Below are 18,141 nucleotides of genomic sequence, written 5' to 3'. Positions count from 1 at the left end.
GCGAAAGGTTTCCGCCGCCGGCGGTTTTTGTGGTAGCCTGGTGACGATCAAATGGAGGCGCACCCGTGGAGAGCTATTTCGACCTCGGGGACCACAGCTTTCCCGTCACGACGGACTCCGACGCGGCGCAGCTCTGGTTCGACAGGGGCCTTTTGTGGACCTACGGCTACAACCACGAGGAGGCGGTGAGCTGTTTCGACAACGCCATCGCCGCCGATCCCGCCTGCGCCATGGCCCATTGGGGGCGCGGTTATGCCGTCGGTCCCAACTACAACATGGACTGGGAGCTTTTCGACGAGGCCGGCCGCGCCGCGGCGCTGGCGGCAGGGCACGAGGCGGCAATGGCCGCCATGACGCGCCTCGACGGCGTTTCGGACTGGGAGGCGGCGATGATCCGGGCGCTGCCGGCGCGCTATCCGCAGGCCGGAATGGCCGACATCGCCACCATGAAGAGCTGGGACAGGGATTTCGCCGACGCAATGAGGACGGTTCACGCGGCGCATCCCGGCAACCTCGACATATGCACGGTTTTCGTCGAGGCGCTTTTGAACCTTACCCCGTGGAAGATGTGGGACCTGCCCACCGGCCGTCCGGCCGAGGGCGCCTTTACCGAGGAGGCGCAGAAGGTGCTGGAAGAGGCGATGGAGCGGCGCCCCGGCGCGATGCGCCACCCCGGCCTGCTGCATCTCTATGTCCACCTGATGGAGATGTCGCCGCACCCGGAAAAGGCGCTGAAGGCGGCGGACGTGCTGCGCCGGCTGGTGCCCGATGCCGGCCACCTCATCCACATGCCCACCCATATCGACGTGCTGTGCGGCCAGTATCAGAACGTGGTGGACTGGAACGAGGCCGCTGTCGCGGCTGACGAGAAATACTGGCGCGAGAAAGGCGCGTTCAACATCTATTCTGGCTATCGGCTGCACGATTACCATTTCGTCATCTACGGCGCGATGTTGCTGGGCCAGATCGGGCCCGCCCTGCGGGCCGTTCGGGGCGCCGAGGCGACCGTTCCCGAGGACATGCTGCGCATGGAAAGCCCGCCGATGGCGGATTACTTCGAGGCGTATCTGAGCTTCGAGCCGCATGTTCTGGTGCGCTTCGGCCGGTGGCGCGAGGCGACGGAGCTGGCCTTGCCGGAAGACCCGGAGCTTTATTGCACTCTGGCCGCCCATGTGCATTACGCGCGCGGTATCGGCCATGCGGCGCTGGGCGAGGTGGACGCGGCGCTGGCCGAGGAGAAGCTTTACCACGCGGCGATGGCGCGCGTGCCGGAAAGCCGGCTGGTGCACAACAACAAGGTGGTCGACCTGCTGGCCATCGGGGCCGAGATGCTGCGCGGCGAGATCCTCTACCGCGAGGGGCGGTATGACGAGGCCTTCGCGGCGCTGCGCCGCTCGGTCGCGCTGGACGATACCCTGCCTTACGACGAGCCGTGGGGCTGGATGCAGCCCACCCGCCACGCGCTGGGCGCGCTGCTGCTGGAACAGGACCGCGTGGCCGAGGCCGAGGCGCTCTTTCGCGAGGATCTCGGGCTGGGCGGGCAGCTGTCGCGCGCCACGGTGCACCCCGACAATGTCTGGAGCCTGAAGGGTCTGCACGACTGCCTCAAGGCGCGTGGCGAGACGGTCGAGATCGTGCAGGTGCGCCAGCGCCTCGACCTCGCGCAGGCCCGCGCGGACAGGACGGTTGCCGCCTCGTGCTTCTGTGCGCAGGCCGCGCTGCGGGCGGCGGAGTAGGGCAGGGGGCGCTGCCCCCTCGGCCTTGCGGCCTCACCCCCGGGGTATTTCGGCCAAGAAGATGCCCGCGCGCGGCCGGGCCTTGCCGCCGTCGCGGAAATGCCCGGGTCCGAGGCCGCGGGCGTGCGCCGGGGCAGGGATAACACGCTTGCCCACCGCGCGGCTCTATCCTAGACCTTTTGCGATCACGCTCCAGGAGGTCCCCAGATGACGAAGTTCGACAAGAGCAAGCTGCCCAGCCGATACGTGACCGAGGGCCCGGCGAGGGCGCCGCACCGGTCGTATTACTATGCCATGGGGATGACGGAGGAGGAGATCCACCAGCCGCTGGTGGGCGTGGCGACCTGCTGGAACGAGGCCGCGCCGTGCAACATCGCGCTGGCCCGGCAGGCGCAGGCGGTCAAGGGTGGCGTCAAGGAGGCGCATGGCACGCCGCGCGAGTTCACCACCATCACCGTCACGGACGGTATCGCCATGGGCCACGAGGGGATGCGCTCGTCGCTGGCCAGCCGCGAGGCGATCGCGGACACCGTGGAGCTGACCATGCGCGGGCATTGCTACGACGCGCTGGTGGGGCTGGCGGGCTGCGACAAGTCGCTGCCGGGGATGATGATGGCGATGGTGCGGCTCAACGTGCCAAGCGTGTTCATCTACGGCGGCTCGATCCTGCCGGGCAAGGCGCCGCAGGTTGACGAGATTCCCGAGGATTTCCGCACCCGCGACCTGACCGTGCAGGACATGTTCGAGGCGGTGGGCCGTCACCAGAACAAGGAGCTGTCGGACGAGGCGCTGGCCATGCTGGAGCGCGTGGCCTGCCCCTCCGCGGGGGCCTGCGGCGGCCAGTTCACCGCCAACACCATGGCCTGCGTGAGCGAGGCGATCGGGCTGGCGCTGATGAACAGCTCGGGCATGCCCGCGCCTTACGAGAGCCGCGACCAGTATGGCGAGGCGTCGGGCCACGCGGTGATGAACCTGCTGGACCGCAACATACGCGCGCGCGACGTGGTGACGCGCAAGAGCCTGGAAAACGCGGCGCGTGTGGTGGCCTGCACCGGCGGGTCGACCAATGCCGGGCTGCACCTGCCGGCCATCGCCCACGAGGCGGGGATCGACTTCTACCTGCAGGACGTGTGCGAGATCTTCCGCGACACGCCCTACTTCGTCGATCTCAAGCCGGGGGGGCAGTTCGTGGCCAAGGACCTGTTCGATGCCGGCGGCATCCCCGTGGTGATGAAGGAGCTGCGCAAGGCGGGTCTCATCCACGAGGATTGCGTCACCGCGTCCGGACGCTCCATAGGAGAGGAGCTGGACCGGATCGACCGCGAGGCCGATGGCCGCGTGATCCATCCCATCGACGCCCCGATCACCAGGACCGGCGGTGTCGTGGGGCTGGAGGGCAACCTTGCCCCCGACGGCGCCATCGTCAAGGTGGCCGGTATCGCTGCGGAGAACCAGGTCTTCACCGGGCCGGCGCGGGTGTTCGAATGCGAGGAGGACGCCTTCGAGGCGGTGAAGGCACGGCAGTACGAGGAAGGCGAGGTGATCGTCATCCGCAACGAGGGGCCGGCGGGCGGCCCCGGCATGCGCGAGATGCTGGCCACCACCGCCGCCCTGTCCGGGCAGGGCATGGGCAAGAAGGTGGCGCTCATTACCGACGGGCGCTTCTCCGGCGCGACGCGGGGATTCTGCGTGGGCCATGTCGGGCCCGAGGCGGCGCATGGCGGTCCGATCGCGCTGATCGAGACCGGGGATGTCATCACCATCGACGCCATCAAGGGAGAGCTGAGCGTGGACCTGTCCGACGAAGAACTGGCCCGGCGCAAGCAGGGCTGGGCCGGCCCGCGCGAGACGATGTATGCCTCGGGCGCGATCTGGAAATTCGCTCGGCTCGTGGGCGAGACCTACAAGGGCGCGGTCACCCATCCCGGCGGCAAGGCCGAGCGGCATGTCTACATGGACATCTGACAGACGGCCCGGCGCGTTGGGGATGCTCAGGGCCGGGATGCTGGCCTCGGTGCTGCTGCTTGCCGGCTGCCTCGGCTCCGACACCGGCGCGCTTGGCTTTCTCGCCTCCGGCAAGGAGGACGAGGGAAGAAAGGTGCTGCGCAAGGTTGCACTTTACGACGGGGACGTGGTTGTGCGCGGACCGCGGGGCTATTGCATCGACCGCCGCACACTGCGCCGGCGGGACAATGGCGGTTTCGTGCTGCTTGCCAGCTGCGAGTCGCTGAGCGGGATGCGCGGAGAGGCGGTGGAGCCGGTGCTCATAACCGTTTCGGTCCTGCCCGATCCGCCGGACGGGGAGGTGCCCGCGGCGCCGACCGCCCAGCAGATCGCGCGCAGCATGGCGCCGGCCGAGGTTCTGGCGGCGCATGAGAGCGCGGAGTTGACGGTCGTGCAGTTCGCCAGCGGGGGCGACCGGATCCTGCCCGGGGGTGATGCCCGTCATTGGCGCGCGGGGATGCGGCTCAACGGTCATCTGGTCGCGCTGGCCCTTTACGCGAAATCGGACAGCGCGATGGCCGGACCGGGGGGGCGGGGCCTTCTGACCGACGTGGCGCGCCGGATGCGGCAAGCCAGCCCGGAGCTTGTGCCCGCGCGATCCGGGGACACACCGGCGCCGGAAAAGGACGAGACCTGACCGCGCGCGGATCGTTCGACACAGATTGTTTCAGGATTCGCAATGATGCTATGACAGGATCGGCAGCGAAGGCGGGCGGAACTGGAAGAGCGGACCCGGAATGGCGGACAGCGGCGGCTCATGGCTAGAATGGTTCGCGAACCGGAGGGCGTTGACCCTCTGGCGCCGGGCCGCCAAGCATGCCGGCGCCTATCCCGTCGCGCAGCTGAGACGCAAGCGCGCGGAGGCGCGCAGGCTGCGCCACGAACTCAATGAATTCATCGCGGCGGCCGACTACAGGCTGGCCCTGCCGGTCATCGGCACGAGAACCTTTCCCAAGCCGCATGGCACGGACTGGGCATGGCGGCCGGCACTATGGCGCGAGCCGCTGGCGGTGCCGGGCCGGTCCTCGGTGGAGAGCAATACACGGCTTGGCGACGAGTTGATCCTGTTCCATGACTGCCGCCATTCGGAATTGTCGTTGCGCCAGATCCGAAACCGGCGGGAGGAGGATCTTGCGCCGTTCGGGCTGCGCATGGACGTGTTCAATTTTGACGGATCCTTTCTGTCGCTCGTGCTCGACCTGCCGCAGGCGGCGGTGGACGGGCTGACGCGCTCCCACCTGATCCGCGTGGACACGATCGTCGAGATGGAGAAGCCGCTGGAGATATTCGCGCGGCTCAACATCAAGCACGGACCGAACACCGAGCAGATCGTGCGCGAGCTGCCGCTGACCGAGGAGGTTGTCATGGTCGAGTTCGACCTTGCATACTCCAAGCTCAACGAGAAGCGGATAGAACGTGCGTGGATCGATCTCATCTTCGAGAACCCGCAGATGAGCCAGGTGACGGTGCGTGATCTGACGCTGAGCCGGCGGCCGCGGGCGGAATTCTGAAGGGGCAAGCGATGAGCGACCTGACACTGACCAAGACCCGGCTTTTCGAAGGCGTGTGGGAGGGCATCCTGACCCGCGAGGGCGGAGGGACGGAGCCCCCCGATGTCGTGGTGACCCACTTGCAGGAGCCGTTGGAGGGCGTCGAGGTGATCCCGCGCCCCGACGAGGGGCTGTGGGTTCTGCGCGTGCCGATACCCCCGCGCGTGATCGCCGACGGGGTGCAGACCTTTGTCATGCAGGACCGCGCCGACGGCGAGACGATCGGGAGTTTCTCGCTGATGTCGGGGGATGCGCTCAGCTATGACATCCGCGCCGAGGTCACGCTGCTGCGCGAGGAACTGGATCTGCTCAAACGCGCCTTTCGCCGGCACTGCCTGGAGACGACCTGACCGCCACGCGCGGGCGGAAACCTGCCGTGCCCCGGCCATGCGCCACACGCCTCTTGCCACGCGGCCGGATTTCATCGTTGTCTGCGTGCGGGACGGCAACGGGAGACCGGACAGTGAAGATCAGCCATGCCTTTGTGCTTCTCGCCGTTTCGGCCATGTCGGCGTGTGGCGGGGCACGAGACCCCGAGCTTTCGACGCGGGCGGCGGCGCCGCTCTATCCCGGCGAGACGCCGCGGATCCGCGCCCTGATCAATGCCTATGCCGATGACTATGAGGTGCCGCGCGCGCTGGTGCACAAGGTGGTGCAACGCGAAAGCGACTATCGCCCGCGGGCGCGCAACGGCCCTTATTACGGCATGATGCAGATCCTGCCCGAGACGGCGCGCGGTATCGGGTTTGCCGGGCGGGACGCCGATCTTCTCGACCCCGCCACGAACCTGAAATGGGGCGTGAAATACCTGCGCGGGGCATGGATGGTGTCGGACGGTGACATGGACGAGGCCGTCATGTGGTATGCGCGCGGCTATTACTACGAGGCGCGCGACCGCTGCTTGCTGGTCGAGACCGGCCTGCGCGACCGCGAGATCGCCCGGCATTGCCGGGCGTGAAGCGGCCCTCCAAACAGGTTTCGATCCTGCCGATGCGGGCAGCGGTTTCTATTTGTTGTCGATCTCGTTGAACTCGGCGGCGGTCAGGCTGCGCGGTTCTTGTTCCACCATGCGTGGCGCGTCGATCTCAGACTTGTTGGCCACCACGCCCATGGCCTCGAATTTGCGTGCCGCGGGGAGGATCCGCCCCTCTAGCGAGCCGACGGCCTTGTTATAGTTGTCGACGGACTGACGAAGGCTCTTGCCGGTTTTTTCAAGATGTTCGGCAAAGGTGCCGAGCCGGTCGTAAAGGTCCTTGGCCAGTTTCTGTACCTCGGCCGCATTCTCGGCCATCTTTTCCTGCTGCCAGCCATAGGCGATGGCCTTGATCAGCGCCATGAGCGTGGTCGGCGATGCGATCAGGACCTTTCTCTCGAAGGCATATTCGATCAGCCCCGCGTCGTTCTCGGCGGCCGCGGCCACGAAGGTTTCGCCGGGAATGAACATCACCACGAAATCCGGCGTCGTCTGGATCGATTCCTGGTAGGACTTGGACGACAGAAGCTTGACGTGCTGGCGCACCTGAGCCGCATGGCGGGCGATGTTTTCCTGCTGCTGCTCCGGCGTGGGGCTTTCGAGCGCGTCGAGATACGCCTCCAGCGGGGTCTTGGCGTCGATCACGATGTTCTTTCCGCCGGGAATGTTCACGATCGCGTCCGGCCGGCGGAGCCCTTCGGCCGTCTCGACCGAGCTTTCGGACAGGAAATCGACATGCTCGACCATGCCCGCCATCTCGAAAACCTGTCGAAGCTGCATCTCGCCCCAGCGTCCGCGGGTCTTGGGCGCGCGCAGCGCCTGGACCAGGCGGCGGGTTTCCTGCCCCAGTATCTTTTGGCTTTCCGCCAGTTCGAGAACCTGCGTCTTGATGGCTCCGTAGGCCTCGTTGCGGGCCTTCTCGATCTCGCTGATGCGCTGGTCGAACTTGCCGAGCTTCTCATCGAGCGGCTTCACCAGCTCCTTGATCGCGGTCTGCCGCTTGGTCAGGTCTTCCTCGGCCGCGGAATTGTGCTGCTTGAAGCGTTCGGAAACCAGCTCCAGAAAACGCTCGGAATTGGATTTCAGAGCACCCGAGGCGAGGTTGGAAAACTTCTCTTCCAGCTCCCGCTTCATTACCCGTATTTCCTCGAGTCGCGCCTCGTGGCTCTTGCGCAGCGTTTCGAGCTGCCCCTCGAGCTGGGAATTCTCGATACGTTTTTCCTGAAGCGCCTCGTTGGCCGTCCGCAGTTCCTGTTCGATTTCCGGGAGCCGATCGACGCTGGGTTTCTGTCCGGCGATTTCCTCGCGCAACCGCGCGATGGTATCGCGCTGCCGGTTGGTCGCCCTGACCGCCATGAGCAGTATGACAAGGGCAAGGACCAACCCTGCGAGGGCGAAGCCGTTCACCACATCGAAATCAAGCAATTCAACCTGCACGTGCAAACTCCATTAGCGATGCTGGCAAAAATCGTTTTGGCGCACGTCAAAGTCAACCAGCCTGCCAAGGGCGAGCGGAAATCATGTACGCCCGAAGAGCTTCTCGATGTCCGACAGCCTGAGATGGGCGTAGGTGGGCCTGCCGTGGTTGCACTGGCCCGAATGCGGGGTCGCCTCCATCTCGCGCAGCAGGGCGTTCATCTCGTCGGCCGACATGCGCCGCCCGGACCGCACGGAGCCGTGACAGGCGATACGCGACAGGATCGCCTCGATACGCGAGCGTAGGGTAAGGCTGTCGTCTCCGTCCGTCAGCTCGTCGAGGATGTCGCGCAATATCGCGCCCGCATCGCAAGGCCCGAGGATCGCCGGGGTTTCCCGCACGGCGATGGCGCCGGGGCCAAAGGGCTCGACCGTCAGGCCGAGCTTGGCAAGCTCCTCGGCCTCGTCCAGCAGGCGGGCGGCCCCGGTTTCGGAAAGCTCGACGATCTCGGGGATCAGCAGCGCCTGCGCGCGCACCCCGTTGTCGGCCATCTGGCGTTTCAGCTTTTCATAGACCAGCCGTTCATGCGCGGCGTGCTGGTCGACAATCACCAGGCCGTCCTCTGTCTGGGCGACGATGTAGTTCTCGTGGAGCTGCGCCCTTGCGGCGCCAAGCGGCCGGGCCTGTTCCGTCAGCGTGCCGGAGTCCTGCGCGATGGTTTCGGCCGGTTCGACCCGACCGCTGTAGCTGTCCTGCAGCTCGGCAAAGCCGGGCGCCTGTGCCTCGCGGGCCGTTGCGAGCGCCGCGGGCGACGGGCGGTCCATCTGGTAGACGCGGGGCGCGGCCGGTTCGGGCCGCATTGCGCCAAGCGCCGCGTCGGAAACGGTGGAGGCCGCGCGGTGCCCCGCCTCGGCCAGCGCATGGCGCAGGCCGGAAACGATCAGTCCCCGCGCCACGCCGGGGTCGCGGAAACGCACCTCTGACTTGGCCGGGTGGACGTTGACGTCCACCAGCGTCGGGTCGCAGTCGATGAAAAGCGCGGCCGCCGGGTGCCGGTCGCGGCTGAGCAGATCCTGGTACGCGGCGCGCAACGCCCCGGTCAGCATCTTGTCGCGGACCGGCCGGCCATTGACGAAGAGATACTGCGCCACGGCCGAGCCGCGGGCATAGGTCGGCAGGGCGGCGAAGCCGGTCATGCGCAGGCCGTCGCGCGCCGCGTCGATCCTGAGCGCGTTCTCGGCGAAGTCGCGGCCGAGGATACGGGCGAGCCTGCCGTGCAGCGCGTCGAACATGTCGCCGGTTTCGGGATCGGCACGGAAGGTCACGCGCCCCTCGGCCCCGCCCGACACGTCGCGCAGGGTGATCCCGACATAGGGCGCGGCCATCGCCAGACGCTTGACCGTGTCGGTGATCGCCTGCGCCTCGGCCCGGTCCGAGCGCATGAATTTCAGCCGCGCGGGCGTGGCATGGAAAAGGTCGCGCAAAGCAACGGTCGTGCCCGTGTTCAGCGCGGCGGGTTTCGGGCCGCTCACCCGGCCGCCGGACACGGATATTTCGGCCGCCTCCTGCCCGGCGACGCGCGAGGTTATGGTCAGCCGCCCGACGGCACCAAGGCTGGGCAGCGCCTCGCCGCGAAAGCCGAAGCTGCGGATGTTGAGCAGGTCCGAGCCGTCGATCTTGGACGTGGCGTGCCGCGCCAGCGCCAGCGGCAGGTCGCCAGCGGCCATCCCGCACCCGTCGTCGGCAACGCGGATGAGTGTCTTTCCGCCGTCGGCAAACTCCACCGACACGCGGGTGGCCCCCGCATCGAGTGCGTTTTCCACCAGTTCCTTGACGGCCGAGGCCGGGCGTTCCACGACTTCACCGGCGGCGATCCGGTTCGCGGCGGTCTCGTCCAGCTGGCGGATGACGGGTCGGCCGTGGCTTATGTTGCGCGTCATGTTGTTCATTGCGCTATACCTAGCATGTTCCCGGACGATTCTGCCAGATAGCATCTGGCCCGGACCGGGGCGAACTGAAATTCCGCGTGGCGAGGGGTTGGATCGGAGCCACATTCAATTACGTGAATTCGAAAGCAGGAAAGGAGTTGAAGATGTTCCATCGCACAAGCCCGTCGAAAGGTGCGGGATCTGCCGAGGTCACCGGCTTTCACGACCCGGACACCGGGAGCATTCAGTACGTGGCCGCCGACCCGGAAACCGGCAAGGCCGCGCTGATCGACGTGGTGTTGGATTTCGACCCCGCGCATGCGCGCACCCGTACAGACAGCGCCCAGGCTGCGCTGGATTTCGTCAAGGACAATGGGCTCGAGGTTGAATGGGTTCTCGACACTCACCCGCATGCGGACCATTTCATGGCCTCGCACTGGCTGCGCGACAAGACCGGCGCCCCGAATGCCATAGGCGAGAAAGTGCACGAGATCGCCGGGCTGTGGGGGGATTACTACAACCTTCACGACGTGTTCGACCCCAACCGCGATTTCGACCGTCTGTTCGCCGACGGCGACACGTTCAGGATCGGCAATCTCGACGTGCGGGTGATGCTGTCACCGGGGCACACCCTTGGGTCTATCACCTATGTCGTGGGCAAGGATGCCGCGTTCGTGCATGACACCTTCATGCACGTGGATGTGGGCACCTCCCGTGCGGATTTCCCAGGCGGGTCATCCGACATGCTTTACGACAGCCTGCAGCAGATCCTTGCGCTGCCGGACGATACGCGCCTTTTCATCGGGCACGACTACCCGCCGGTTGGCGATCGTACCGACCCGGCGTGGGAGGCGACCGTGGCCGAGCACAGGGCGAACAACCCGCATGTGGGAGGGGGCGCACCGCGCGAAGATTACGTGAAGCTGCGGGATGCGCGCGATGAGACCCTGCCGCTGCCGGGGCGCATGCTTTATGCCTTGCAGGTGAACCTGCGCGGCGGCCGCCTGCCCGAGGCAGAGTCCGACGGGCACAGCTACTTCAAGATACCTGCCAACAAGTTCTGATCGGGAGAAACGCAATGAAAACCGAGACCGTGGGCGATGCAACGCTGGAGACATGGGACGCGGCAGAGGTCGCCGCGGCCTTTGACCGGGACGAGATCGCGCTGATCGACGTCCGTACCGTGCAGGAATACGCCTTCGAGCACATACGCGGCGCGCTTTTGCTGCCCTTGCCCTTCTTCGAGGCGCGCAAGCTGCCCGGGCAGTCGGACAAACGCCTGGTGTTTCACTGCGGGTCGGGGGTCCGCTCGGAGAAGGTGGCGCGCCAGTGCATCGAGGCCGGGTTCAAGAAAGTCGCGCATATGGGCGGCGGGTTTGCCGCGTGGAAAGAGGCAAAGCTGCCTTATGTCGGCACCGACCTTGCGACCGGCTCTCCCAAGCTGATCGAGCCGTGAGCACAGACACGCCTCACCCGCCGGGCGACACTGTCAAAAACAGGTAGAGCGGGATTACCGCGGTCATCAGCCCGATGCAGAAGACCCTTGCCGCGGTCGCGGCAAGGGCGAGCCAGCGACCGGGGCGCACGGCTTCGCCGAAGGCGGCAGCGGCGCCCATCACGGCATAGCCTCCCGCCTCGTTCCGGCGCTGTTCTTGCCGGATCGAGGCGAGGGCGCGGTCGTGCACATGTTGCTGGCGCAGCGCCTCTGCCGCGGCGTCATCCTGTCCCAGTATGCTTCCATCCATACCGCCATCTCCCTTTTTTGCGTTCGCGAAAGCTAACGCGCTCCCGGTGTCGGGCCAGCGACAATTCGCTGCAGGGGGAGTGAACAAAAAAAGCCCGGGCCGAAGCCCGGGCTGAAGTTGCTCCAGGAAAGACGCCCGGTTCAGGCGTTGGAGAACTCCGGATAGGCTTCCATGCCCAGCTCGCTCATGTCGAGGCCGTTGATCTCGGTCTCTTCCTCGACACGGATGCCGATCACGGCCTTGATGACGAACCAGACCGCGAGGCTGGCGACGAAGGTAAAGACCCCGTAGGCGACGATCCCCAGAAGCTGCGTGGCGATGTTCGCCGCGTCGTTGTAGAAGACCACCGCGATGGTGCCCCAGATACCGGCGAAGAGGTGCACCGGGATCGCGCCCACGACATCGTCGATCTTGAACTTGTCGAGCATCGGAACCGTCAGCACCACGATCACGCCGCCGATCGCGCCGATCCACAGGGCGCCGAAGAGCGTCGGCGCAAGCGGTTCGGCCGTGATCGACACCAGACCCGCCAGCGCACCGTTGAGCGTCATCGTCAGGTCGGGTTTCTTGTACATCACCTGCGACAGGATCAGTGCGGCGACGGCCCCCGCGGCTGCGGCCATGTTGGTATTGGCAAAGATGCGGCTGACATCCGAGACGTCCCCGACCGTGCCCATGGCCAGCTGCGAGCCGCCGTTGAAGCCGAACCAGCCGAGCCACAGGATGAAGGTGCCAAGCGTGGCCAGCGCAAGGTTGGAGCCCGGGATCGGGTTGACCTTGCCGTCCTTGCCGTACTTGCCAAGGCGCGGTCCCAGCACGATGGCACCGGCCAGCGCGGCCCAGCCGCCCACCGAGTGCACCACGGTCGAGCCGGCGAAGTCGGAGAAGCCGGCCTCGGCCAGCCAGCCACCGCCCCACTGCCACGACCCCGAGATTGGGTAGAGAACACCGGTCAGCAGGATGACGAAGATGAGGAACGGCCACAGCTTGATCCGCTCGGCCAGCGCGCCCGAAACGATCGAGGCCGTGGCGGCCACGAACACCAGCTGGAAGAAGAAGTCCGACCCGATCGAGGCATAATCGAGCGCCGCGTTCGCCGCCGAGACACCCACGGGATCAAGCACGGTGGTCGAGAAGAACGGACCGACCCAGCCCTGCATTATCCAGCCGTCGCCCGGATACATCAGGTTGAAGCCGATCAGCCAGTACATGATCGCGGCCAGCGAATACAGGCCGATATTCTTGGTCATCTGCATCGTGACGTTCTTGGAACGCACGAGCCCGCCCTCGAGCATGGCGAAACCGGCGGCCATGAAGAACACCAGAAAGCCCGCCATGCAGAACAGCAGGGTCGTCATGATATACGGGCCGATCTCGTCGAACCCGGGCGCGGCCGCTTCCTGTGCGGCGCCGATCTGCGGCAGCGCGATGAGCGCGCCCGCCGTCAGGACCAGTTTCGTGAAACGTGTGATGGTCATTGTCATTTCCCCCGCGCGCGTCAAAGCGCGTCTTCGTTGGTTTCGCCGGTGCGCACGCGCATGGCCTGTTGAAGGTCGAGAACGAAAATCTTGCCGTCGCCGATCTTGCCGGTACGGGCGGTCTTGGCGATGGCATCGAGAACCTGGTCCACCATCGCGTCGGACACGGCCACTTCGAGCTTGATTTTCGGGACGAAGTTCACGGCGTATTCGGCGCCGCGGTATATCTCGGTGTGACCGGACTGGGCGCCGAAGCCCTTGATCTCGGTCACCATCATGCCGCGCACGCCGATTTCCGTCAGCGCCTCGCGGACATCCTCAAGCTTGAACGGCTTGATGGTCGCTATGATGAGTTTCACTTGACACCCCTTTCGGATTCTTTGGGCAAGGGTTAATTTCGCACTTGCAGAAAAGCCGGGTGCCGCGGCGCCGGAAAGACACAGCCCCGGTTCTGGCCCGGATTGCCGGTGGAAATTGCACAAAAATTGGTCTTAAATTTCCAAATGCCTAATAAGCGGGCATCTCAAAAACGGAAGGCAGGCTCAACTTTGGGAACGGCGGTGGTTAGTATCGGTGCGTCGGGCAGGATCCGAATGGGGCAAGCATGAGCAAGACCGGTCGCAAGACGCCGCGCCTCGTCGCGGAGAAACGACGCAAGAAAACCCCGCCGAAAAAGACCCGTCGCGGCGGGCGCAAGAAGGCGCCGGCGCGCCGCCCGCGCCGGTCTTCCGGGCCTGTCGGCGCGCTGCTGCGTTTCTTCGGCCGCATCCTCTGGGGGCTGACATGGCGGGTCACGATGGTCGTGGCGCTCATCGTCGGGCTGTCGGTATTCTACACCTACACCACGTTGCCGGACGTGCGAGAGTTGCTGGACGGGCGGGCGCGCGGCTCCGTCACGCTGAGAGACCGCGATGGCGAGGTCTTCGCCTGGCGCGGGGACCAATTCGGCGGGGTGGTCACCGCCGACACGGTCAGCCCGCATCTCAAGAATGCCGTGATCGCGACCGAGGACAAGCGGTTCTACTGGCATGTGGGCATCAGCCCGCGGGGCATCGCCAGCGCCATCCGTATCAACCTGGCCGAGGGGCGCGGGCCGCTCAGCGGCCACGGCGGGTCGACCATCACGCAGCAGACGGCCAAGCTCTTGTGCCTAGGGGTCGCCTACGACCCTGACCAATGGGAAACCCGGCGGGAATACGTCCGGGACTGTCGCCGGACGACGCTTTGGCGCAAGGCCAAGGAGGCCGTCTATGCGCTGGCGATGGAGGCCAAGTATACCAAGAACGAGATCCTGTCGATTTATCTCAACCGCGCCTACATGGGCAGTGGCGCGTTCGGTGCCGAGGCTGCTGCGCAGCGCTATTTCGGCAAGCATGCCGCCGAGCTGACCGCGCAGGAGAGCGCAATCCTGGCCGGCTTGCTGACCGCGCCGTCGCGGCTGGCGCCGACGACCGACCTGCAACGGTCGCGCGACCGGGCGGCGACGGTGCTGCGCCTTATGGCCGAGCAGGGATACCTGACCGAGGCCGAGGCGCGCACGGCCCGCAATAACCCGGCGACCCTGTCCGAGGCCGCCGAATCGCGCACCGGCGGCTATTTCGCGGACTGGGTCATGGAATCGGGCCCCGATTTCTTTACACGTGACACCACCGAGGACGTGATCATAAGAACCACGCTCGACCAGCGCATCCAGCGCGCCGCCGAGGATGCGATGAAGACCGTGTTCGACGAGAAGGTCAAGGAAGGCTCCGAGGCGCAGGCGGCGATCGTGGTGATGTCGGCGGACGGGGCCGTGCGCGCGATGGTCGGCGGTCGCAAGACAAGGGTGACGGGTGCGTTCAACCGTGCCACGCAGGCCCGCCGCCAGACCGGATCGGCGTTCAAGCCTTTCGTTTACGCAACCGCGTTGGAGCTGGGCTACAGCCCGCTTTCGACGGTGGTGGACGAGCCCTATTGCCTCGATATTCCCGGGTCCGGGCGCTGGTGCCCCGAGAATTACACCCGCGAGCATTACGGCCGCGTGACGCTGACCGAGGCGCTCAGCCGCTCGCTCAACGTGCCGGCGGTAAAGGTGTCCGAATCGGTGGGACGCGAAAAGGTGCGCAAGGTCGCCTCCGATTTCGGGATCGAAAGCGATCTGGCCGACGGCCCGGCCTTGGCGCTCGGCGCGTCGGAGAGTACCCTGCTGGAGATGACGGGCGCCTATGCCGGCATCCTGAACGGCGGCTCATCGGTGACGCCCTACGGGCTGATAGAGCTGAAGCTGCTGGGCGAGCAAACGCCCCTCATTGGCGCGGGTGGCGGGATCGGCGAGCGCGTCATCCGCGAGGACGCCGCGCGACAGCTGACATGGATGATGCACAAGGTCGTTCAGGGCGGCACCGGCGGCCGCGCGCGTCTGCCCGATGTTCAGGCCGCCGGCAAGACCGGCACGACACAGGGCGCGCGCGACGCGTGGTTCCTGGGCTTCACCGCCGACTACGTCGCCGGTGTGTGGATGGGATACGACGACAACTCGCCGCTCACCGGCGTGACCGGCGGCGGGTTGCCCGCCGAGATATGGCGCGAGACGATGCAGCGTGTGCACGAGGGGCTGGAGCCGCGCCCGTTGCCGATGCAGCGCCCGTCGGAACTGGACCGCCGGGAGGAGATGGAAGGCACGGGTCAGCGCGAGCGACAGCCGCGCGGCAATGCCGTGGAACGTATCCTGCGCAACTTGCTGGGCGGAGGCGGCGACCGCTGAGGGGTCAGCCCGCCCGGCGCAGATCCTGTATCAGCCCGTCGATGCTGCCCCTGTTGGCGTCGAGCATCGCTCCGATCTCGGTGCGTTCGCTCAGCCGCAGGCTTACGCCCTCGATCACCATGTCGAAGAAAAGATCCTGTCCCGAGCGGTCGGAAACGAGGAACAGCACTTCGAACGGTTTCTGGCCGGGCAGGTAGACCGTGGATTTCACCTCGTGCCACGACTTGACCTTGCGCACGGCCTCGACCTCGATCTCGCCGCCGATGAATTCGCGGAAACGCTTGCCGTATTTCCGCGCGACATAGCCGCGGAATGCATCGACGAAGGCGTTCATCTGCGCGGCGGAGGCGCGGCGGGAATCGGCGCCGAGTGTCGATCGCGCGATGATGTTCACATCGGCATAGCGGGCAAAGATCCGCTCGAAGTCGCGGATCATGGCCGATTCCGATTTGCCCGACCCGATGACGGCGTTGATTTCCGCCACCACCTTGTCAATCAGGGCGCGCGCCGTGGAATCGGTCAGCGCCAGCAGCGGGCGTGGAGCCGCGGACAGGCCGGCCGAGGCGACGGCGGTCACGATCAGGTGCCGGCGGGACAGCTCAGTCGGCGTACGGGTCGTCATAGGGATCCTCGTAGGTCGCGCCATAGGGGTCATCGTAGTCCTCTACATAGGCACCGTTTGCCGATCCGCCCAGCTTGAACCTGCGGTTCTGATAATAAAGTGACCGCATCTGCGCATAGCCGTCCGCGCTGTCGTAGAGCACCGAGTCGATGGTCTGGCTGTAGCGCGCGCGCTGGCTGAGGCCGTTGGAGATGCGCGCGGCGGTCCCGTAATAGCGCTCCGGCGTGTCGATCACGTAGCCGAGGGGATTGGTGAAGAGATCGACCAGCTTGCCGGCCGAGGCCCGCTCGGTGGAGGGGCCCAGCACGGGCGATACGAGGTACGCCCCCTCGGGAACGCCCCAGACATGCAGGGTCTGGCCGAAATCCGCCTCTGTCGCCTCGGGCATGCCCAGCTCTGTCGCCGGGTCGAAGAACCCGCCCAGCCCCACGGTGGTGTTGACGAGGAACCGATAGGTATCCTCGGTGGCGCCGCGCATGTTGCCTTGAAGTATGTTGTTCACGACCGATTGCGGCAGCGACAGGTTCGAGGCGAACCGCCCGACCGCGGTTTCGATGTCGTCGGGTAACGCGCGGCTGTATCCGCGGCTGACAGGACGGATCAGCGCGCGATCGAGGCCGCGGTTGAACTCATGCACCTCTCGGTTGCTCTCCTCGTAGGGGTCGAAGGGTTCCCCCGGCGGATGCCCGGGGCCGGGCGTGGTGCAGGCCGGCAGCGTCGCAAGCGCGAGCGCCGCGAGAAGGCGGCGGGCGGGGCCTCTGGGCCGGAGAGATGCGATATCGGTCAAATGGAACGGCCGCGGATTAACGGAATCATCAGATAAATTGTTGAAGCCTGAGACCCAGACACTGCCACCGGAACGCCGCGCGACTGTGGCACTCGGGCGACAGCGACTCTATCGCAGGCGCCCGGCGTTTTTGCAAGCACGCACGGTGCGGACCGAAAGGATGGACGCCCCCATGCCCCCACCTGCCCGAAGACTGAGCGTGGCACGGGACGAGCTCCGCGCCGCCCGGGCCGAGGGCCGCGCGCTCTACTGGGCCGTGGGCCTGTTCAGCGTCTTCGTGAACCTGCTGATGCTCAGCGGCCCGCTGTACATGCTGCAGGTGTATGACCGCGTTCTGGGCAGCCGGTCCATCGAGACGCTGGTGGCGCTTTCGGTGCTGGTGGTGTTCCTATTCGCCATGATGGGCGTGCTCGACTACGCCCGGGGCCGAATCATGAACCGTGCCGCCGCAAGGTTCCAATCCCGGCTGGAGCGGCGGGTATTCGACGCGGTCATGCAAACATCGGCCCCGCGGGCAGACGCGCGCTGCGCTACGGGTCTGACAGATCTCGAGTCGATCAGGCGCTTCATGGCGTCTCCGGTCCTGTTGGCATTTTTCGATCTGCCGTGGACACCTGTATTGCTTGCCGGGATCTTCGTGTTCCATCCGTGGCTGGGCGCATTGGCCACGACCGGCGGGAGCGTGCTGGTGCTCTTCGCGATCCTCAACCAGGTGGGCACCCGCCGCCCGGCGCATGCCGCGGCCGACGCCAGCGCCGAGGCAGAGGCGATGGCCGGCCGGCTGCGTGCGCAGGGGGAGCTGGTGCAGGCCATGGGCATGCGCGATGCCGGCTACAAACGCTGGCAGGCCGCGCGCCGTCGCGCCCTGTCGGCACAGGTGGCGACCGCCGACCTTGGCGGGACGTTCACGATGGCCGCGCGTGTGTTTCGTCTTTTCCTGCAATCCGCAATGCTGGGGCTGGGCGCTTACCTGGTGTTGCAGGACGAGCTTACCGCCGGTGCCATGATCGCCGGGTCGATCCTGCTGGGGCGCGCGCTGGCCCCGGTCGAACAGGCCGTGGCGCAGTGGCCGACGGTACAGGCCGCGGCAGGGGGGTGGCGCAACCTGGTGGAGCTTCTGGCCGCCGCGCCGCCCCCGCCGGCGCGAACCGCGTTGCC

General features: G+C 66.3%; 17 protein-coding genes. 10 read left to right on the top strand and 7 right to left on the bottom strand.

All coding sequences use genetic code 11. The features are described from left to right. The first annotated feature begins 65 nt into the window (after nt 1-65). From ACH13J_RS06960 to ACH13J_RS06935, 6 genes are all read left to right on the top strand, one after another. A complete protein-coding gene (locus tag ACH13J_RS06960; RefSeq protein ID WP_397542596.1) occupies nt 66-1,736 on the top strand; it encodes a tetratricopeptide repeat protein in 1,671 nt (556 codons plus the stop codon). Nucleotides 1,737-1,943: 207 nt separating this feature from the next. Continuing rightward, on the top strand, nt 1,944-3,701 hold the full coding sequence (gene ilvD, locus ACH13J_RS06955) for a dihydroxy-acid dehydratase (RefSeq protein WP_397542595.1): 1,758 nt from the start codon (nt 1,944-1,946) through the stop codon (nt 3,699-3,701). Next, nucleotides 3,682-4,377, top strand: a complete 696-nt coding sequence (locus ACH13J_RS06950; protein ID WP_397542594.1) for a hypothetical protein — start codon at nt 3,682-3,684, stop codon at nt 4,375-4,377. The genes ilvD and ACH13J_RS06950 overlap by 20 nt, the downstream gene beginning before the upstream one ends. A gap of 100 nt (nt 4,378-4,477) precedes the next feature. After that, complete coding sequence (locus tag ACH13J_RS06945; RefSeq protein WP_397542593.1) at nt 4,478-5,251, top strand: DUF6478 family protein; 774 nt, start codon at nt 4,478-4,480, stop codon at nt 5,249-5,251. Between the two features lie 11 nt (nt 5,252-5,262). Next, entirely contained in the window at nt 5,263-5,640 is a 378-nt protein-coding gene (locus ACH13J_RS06940) for a hypothetical protein (RefSeq protein WP_397542592.1), read from the top strand. Between the two features lie 155 nt (nt 5,641-5,795). Then, nucleotides 5,796-6,248 (top strand): transglycosylase SLT domain-containing protein, encoded by a 453-nt coding sequence (locus ACH13J_RS06935; RefSeq protein WP_397542669.1) that lies wholly within the window; start codon nt 5,796-5,798, stop codon nt 6,246-6,248. Nucleotides 6,249-6,296: 48 nt separating this feature from the next. Here ACH13J_RS06935 and rmuC read toward each other — a convergent pair whose 3' ends face one another. Then, nucleotides 6,297-7,700, bottom strand: a complete 1,404-nt coding sequence (gene rmuC, locus ACH13J_RS06930; protein ID WP_397542591.1) for a DNA recombination protein RmuC — start codon at nt 7,698-7,700, stop codon at nt 6,297-6,299. Nucleotides 7,701-7,781: 81 nt separating this feature from the next. Next, the gene (mutL, locus tag ACH13J_RS06925; protein WP_397542590.1) at nt 7,782-9,629 is read right to left on the bottom strand and encodes a DNA mismatch repair endonuclease MutL; all 1,848 of its coding nucleotides are present in this window, start codon (nt 9,627-9,629) and stop codon (nt 7,782-7,784) included. Nucleotides 9,630-9,772: 143 nt separating this feature from the next. On the opposite strand from mutL, the gene ACH13J_RS06920 reads away from it, so the two are divergent. Together ACH13J_RS06920 and ACH13J_RS06915 are read left to right on the top strand one after the other, a co-directional pair. Beyond that, on the top strand, nt 9,773-10,672 hold the full coding sequence (locus ACH13J_RS06920) for an MBL fold metallo-hydrolase (RefSeq protein ID WP_397542589.1): 900 nt from the start codon (nt 9,773-9,775) through the stop codon (nt 10,670-10,672). A 14-nt stretch (nt 10,673-10,686) separates the two neighbouring features. Then, nucleotides 10,687-11,064, top strand: a complete 378-nt coding sequence (locus tag ACH13J_RS06915) for a rhodanese-like domain-containing protein (protein ID WP_397542588.1) — start codon at nt 10,687-10,689, stop codon at nt 11,062-11,064. Between the two features lie 13 nt (nt 11,065-11,077). On the opposite strand, the gene ACH13J_RS06910 is transcribed toward ACH13J_RS06915, so the two are convergent. The 3 genes from ACH13J_RS06910 to ACH13J_RS06900 form a co-directional block, all read right to left on the bottom strand. After that, nucleotides 11,078-11,353 carry a hypothetical protein gene (locus ACH13J_RS06910; protein WP_397542587.1) on the bottom strand — a complete coding sequence of 92 codons (276 nt, stop codon included), beginning with the start codon at nt 11,351-11,353 and terminating at the stop codon, nt 11,078-11,080. A gap of 140 nt (nt 11,354-11,493) precedes the next feature. Beyond that, nucleotides 11,494-12,831 (bottom strand): ammonium transporter, encoded by a 1,338-nt coding sequence (locus ACH13J_RS06905; RefSeq protein WP_397542586.1) that lies wholly within the window; start codon nt 12,829-12,831, stop codon nt 11,494-11,496. Nucleotides 12,832-12,851: 20 nt separating this feature from the next. Continuing rightward, nucleotides 12,852-13,190 carry a P-II family nitrogen regulator gene (locus tag ACH13J_RS06900; RefSeq protein WP_397542585.1) on the bottom strand — a complete coding sequence of 113 codons (339 nt, stop codon included), beginning with the start codon at nt 13,188-13,190 and terminating at the stop codon, nt 12,852-12,854. A gap of 245 nt (nt 13,191-13,435) precedes the next feature. On the opposite strand from ACH13J_RS06900, the gene ACH13J_RS06895 reads away from it, so the two are divergent. Further along, complete coding sequence (locus ACH13J_RS06895; RefSeq protein ID WP_397542584.1) at nt 13,436-15,574, top strand: PBP1A family penicillin-binding protein; 2,139 nt, start codon at nt 13,436-13,438, stop codon at nt 15,572-15,574. A 4-nt stretch (nt 15,575-15,578) separates the two neighbouring features. Here ACH13J_RS06895 and ACH13J_RS06890 read toward each other — a convergent pair whose 3' ends face one another. Beyond that, the gene (locus tag ACH13J_RS06890) at nt 15,579-16,196 is read right to left on the bottom strand and encodes an ABC transporter substrate-binding protein (RefSeq protein ID WP_397542583.1); all 618 of its coding nucleotides are present in this window, start codon (nt 16,194-16,196) and stop codon (nt 15,579-15,581) included. Further along, the gene (locus tag ACH13J_RS06885; RefSeq protein WP_397542582.1) at nt 16,174-16,983 is read right to left on the bottom strand and encodes an MlaA family lipoprotein; all 810 of its coding nucleotides are present in this window, start codon (nt 16,981-16,983) and stop codon (nt 16,174-16,176) included. Before ACH13J_RS06885 ends, ACH13J_RS06890 begins: the two co-directional genes overlap by 23 nt. 172 nt (nt 16,984-17,155) lie before the next feature. Between ACH13J_RS06885 and ACH13J_RS06880 the strand changes: the two genes are divergently transcribed. Further along, the coding region (locus ACH13J_RS06880) for an ABC transporter transmembrane domain-containing protein (protein ID WP_397542581.1) at nt 17,156-18,141 on the top strand (986 nt) is incomplete at its 3' end.

Source organism: Roseovarius salis (assembly GCF_044472985.1).
GTDB lineage: Bacteria > Pseudomonadota > Alphaproteobacteria > Rhodobacterales > Rhodobacteraceae > Roseovarius > Roseovarius salis.
The sequence above is the reverse complement of the archived record's forward strand: the minus strand, read 5'-3'. Positions and strand labels throughout refer to the sequence as shown.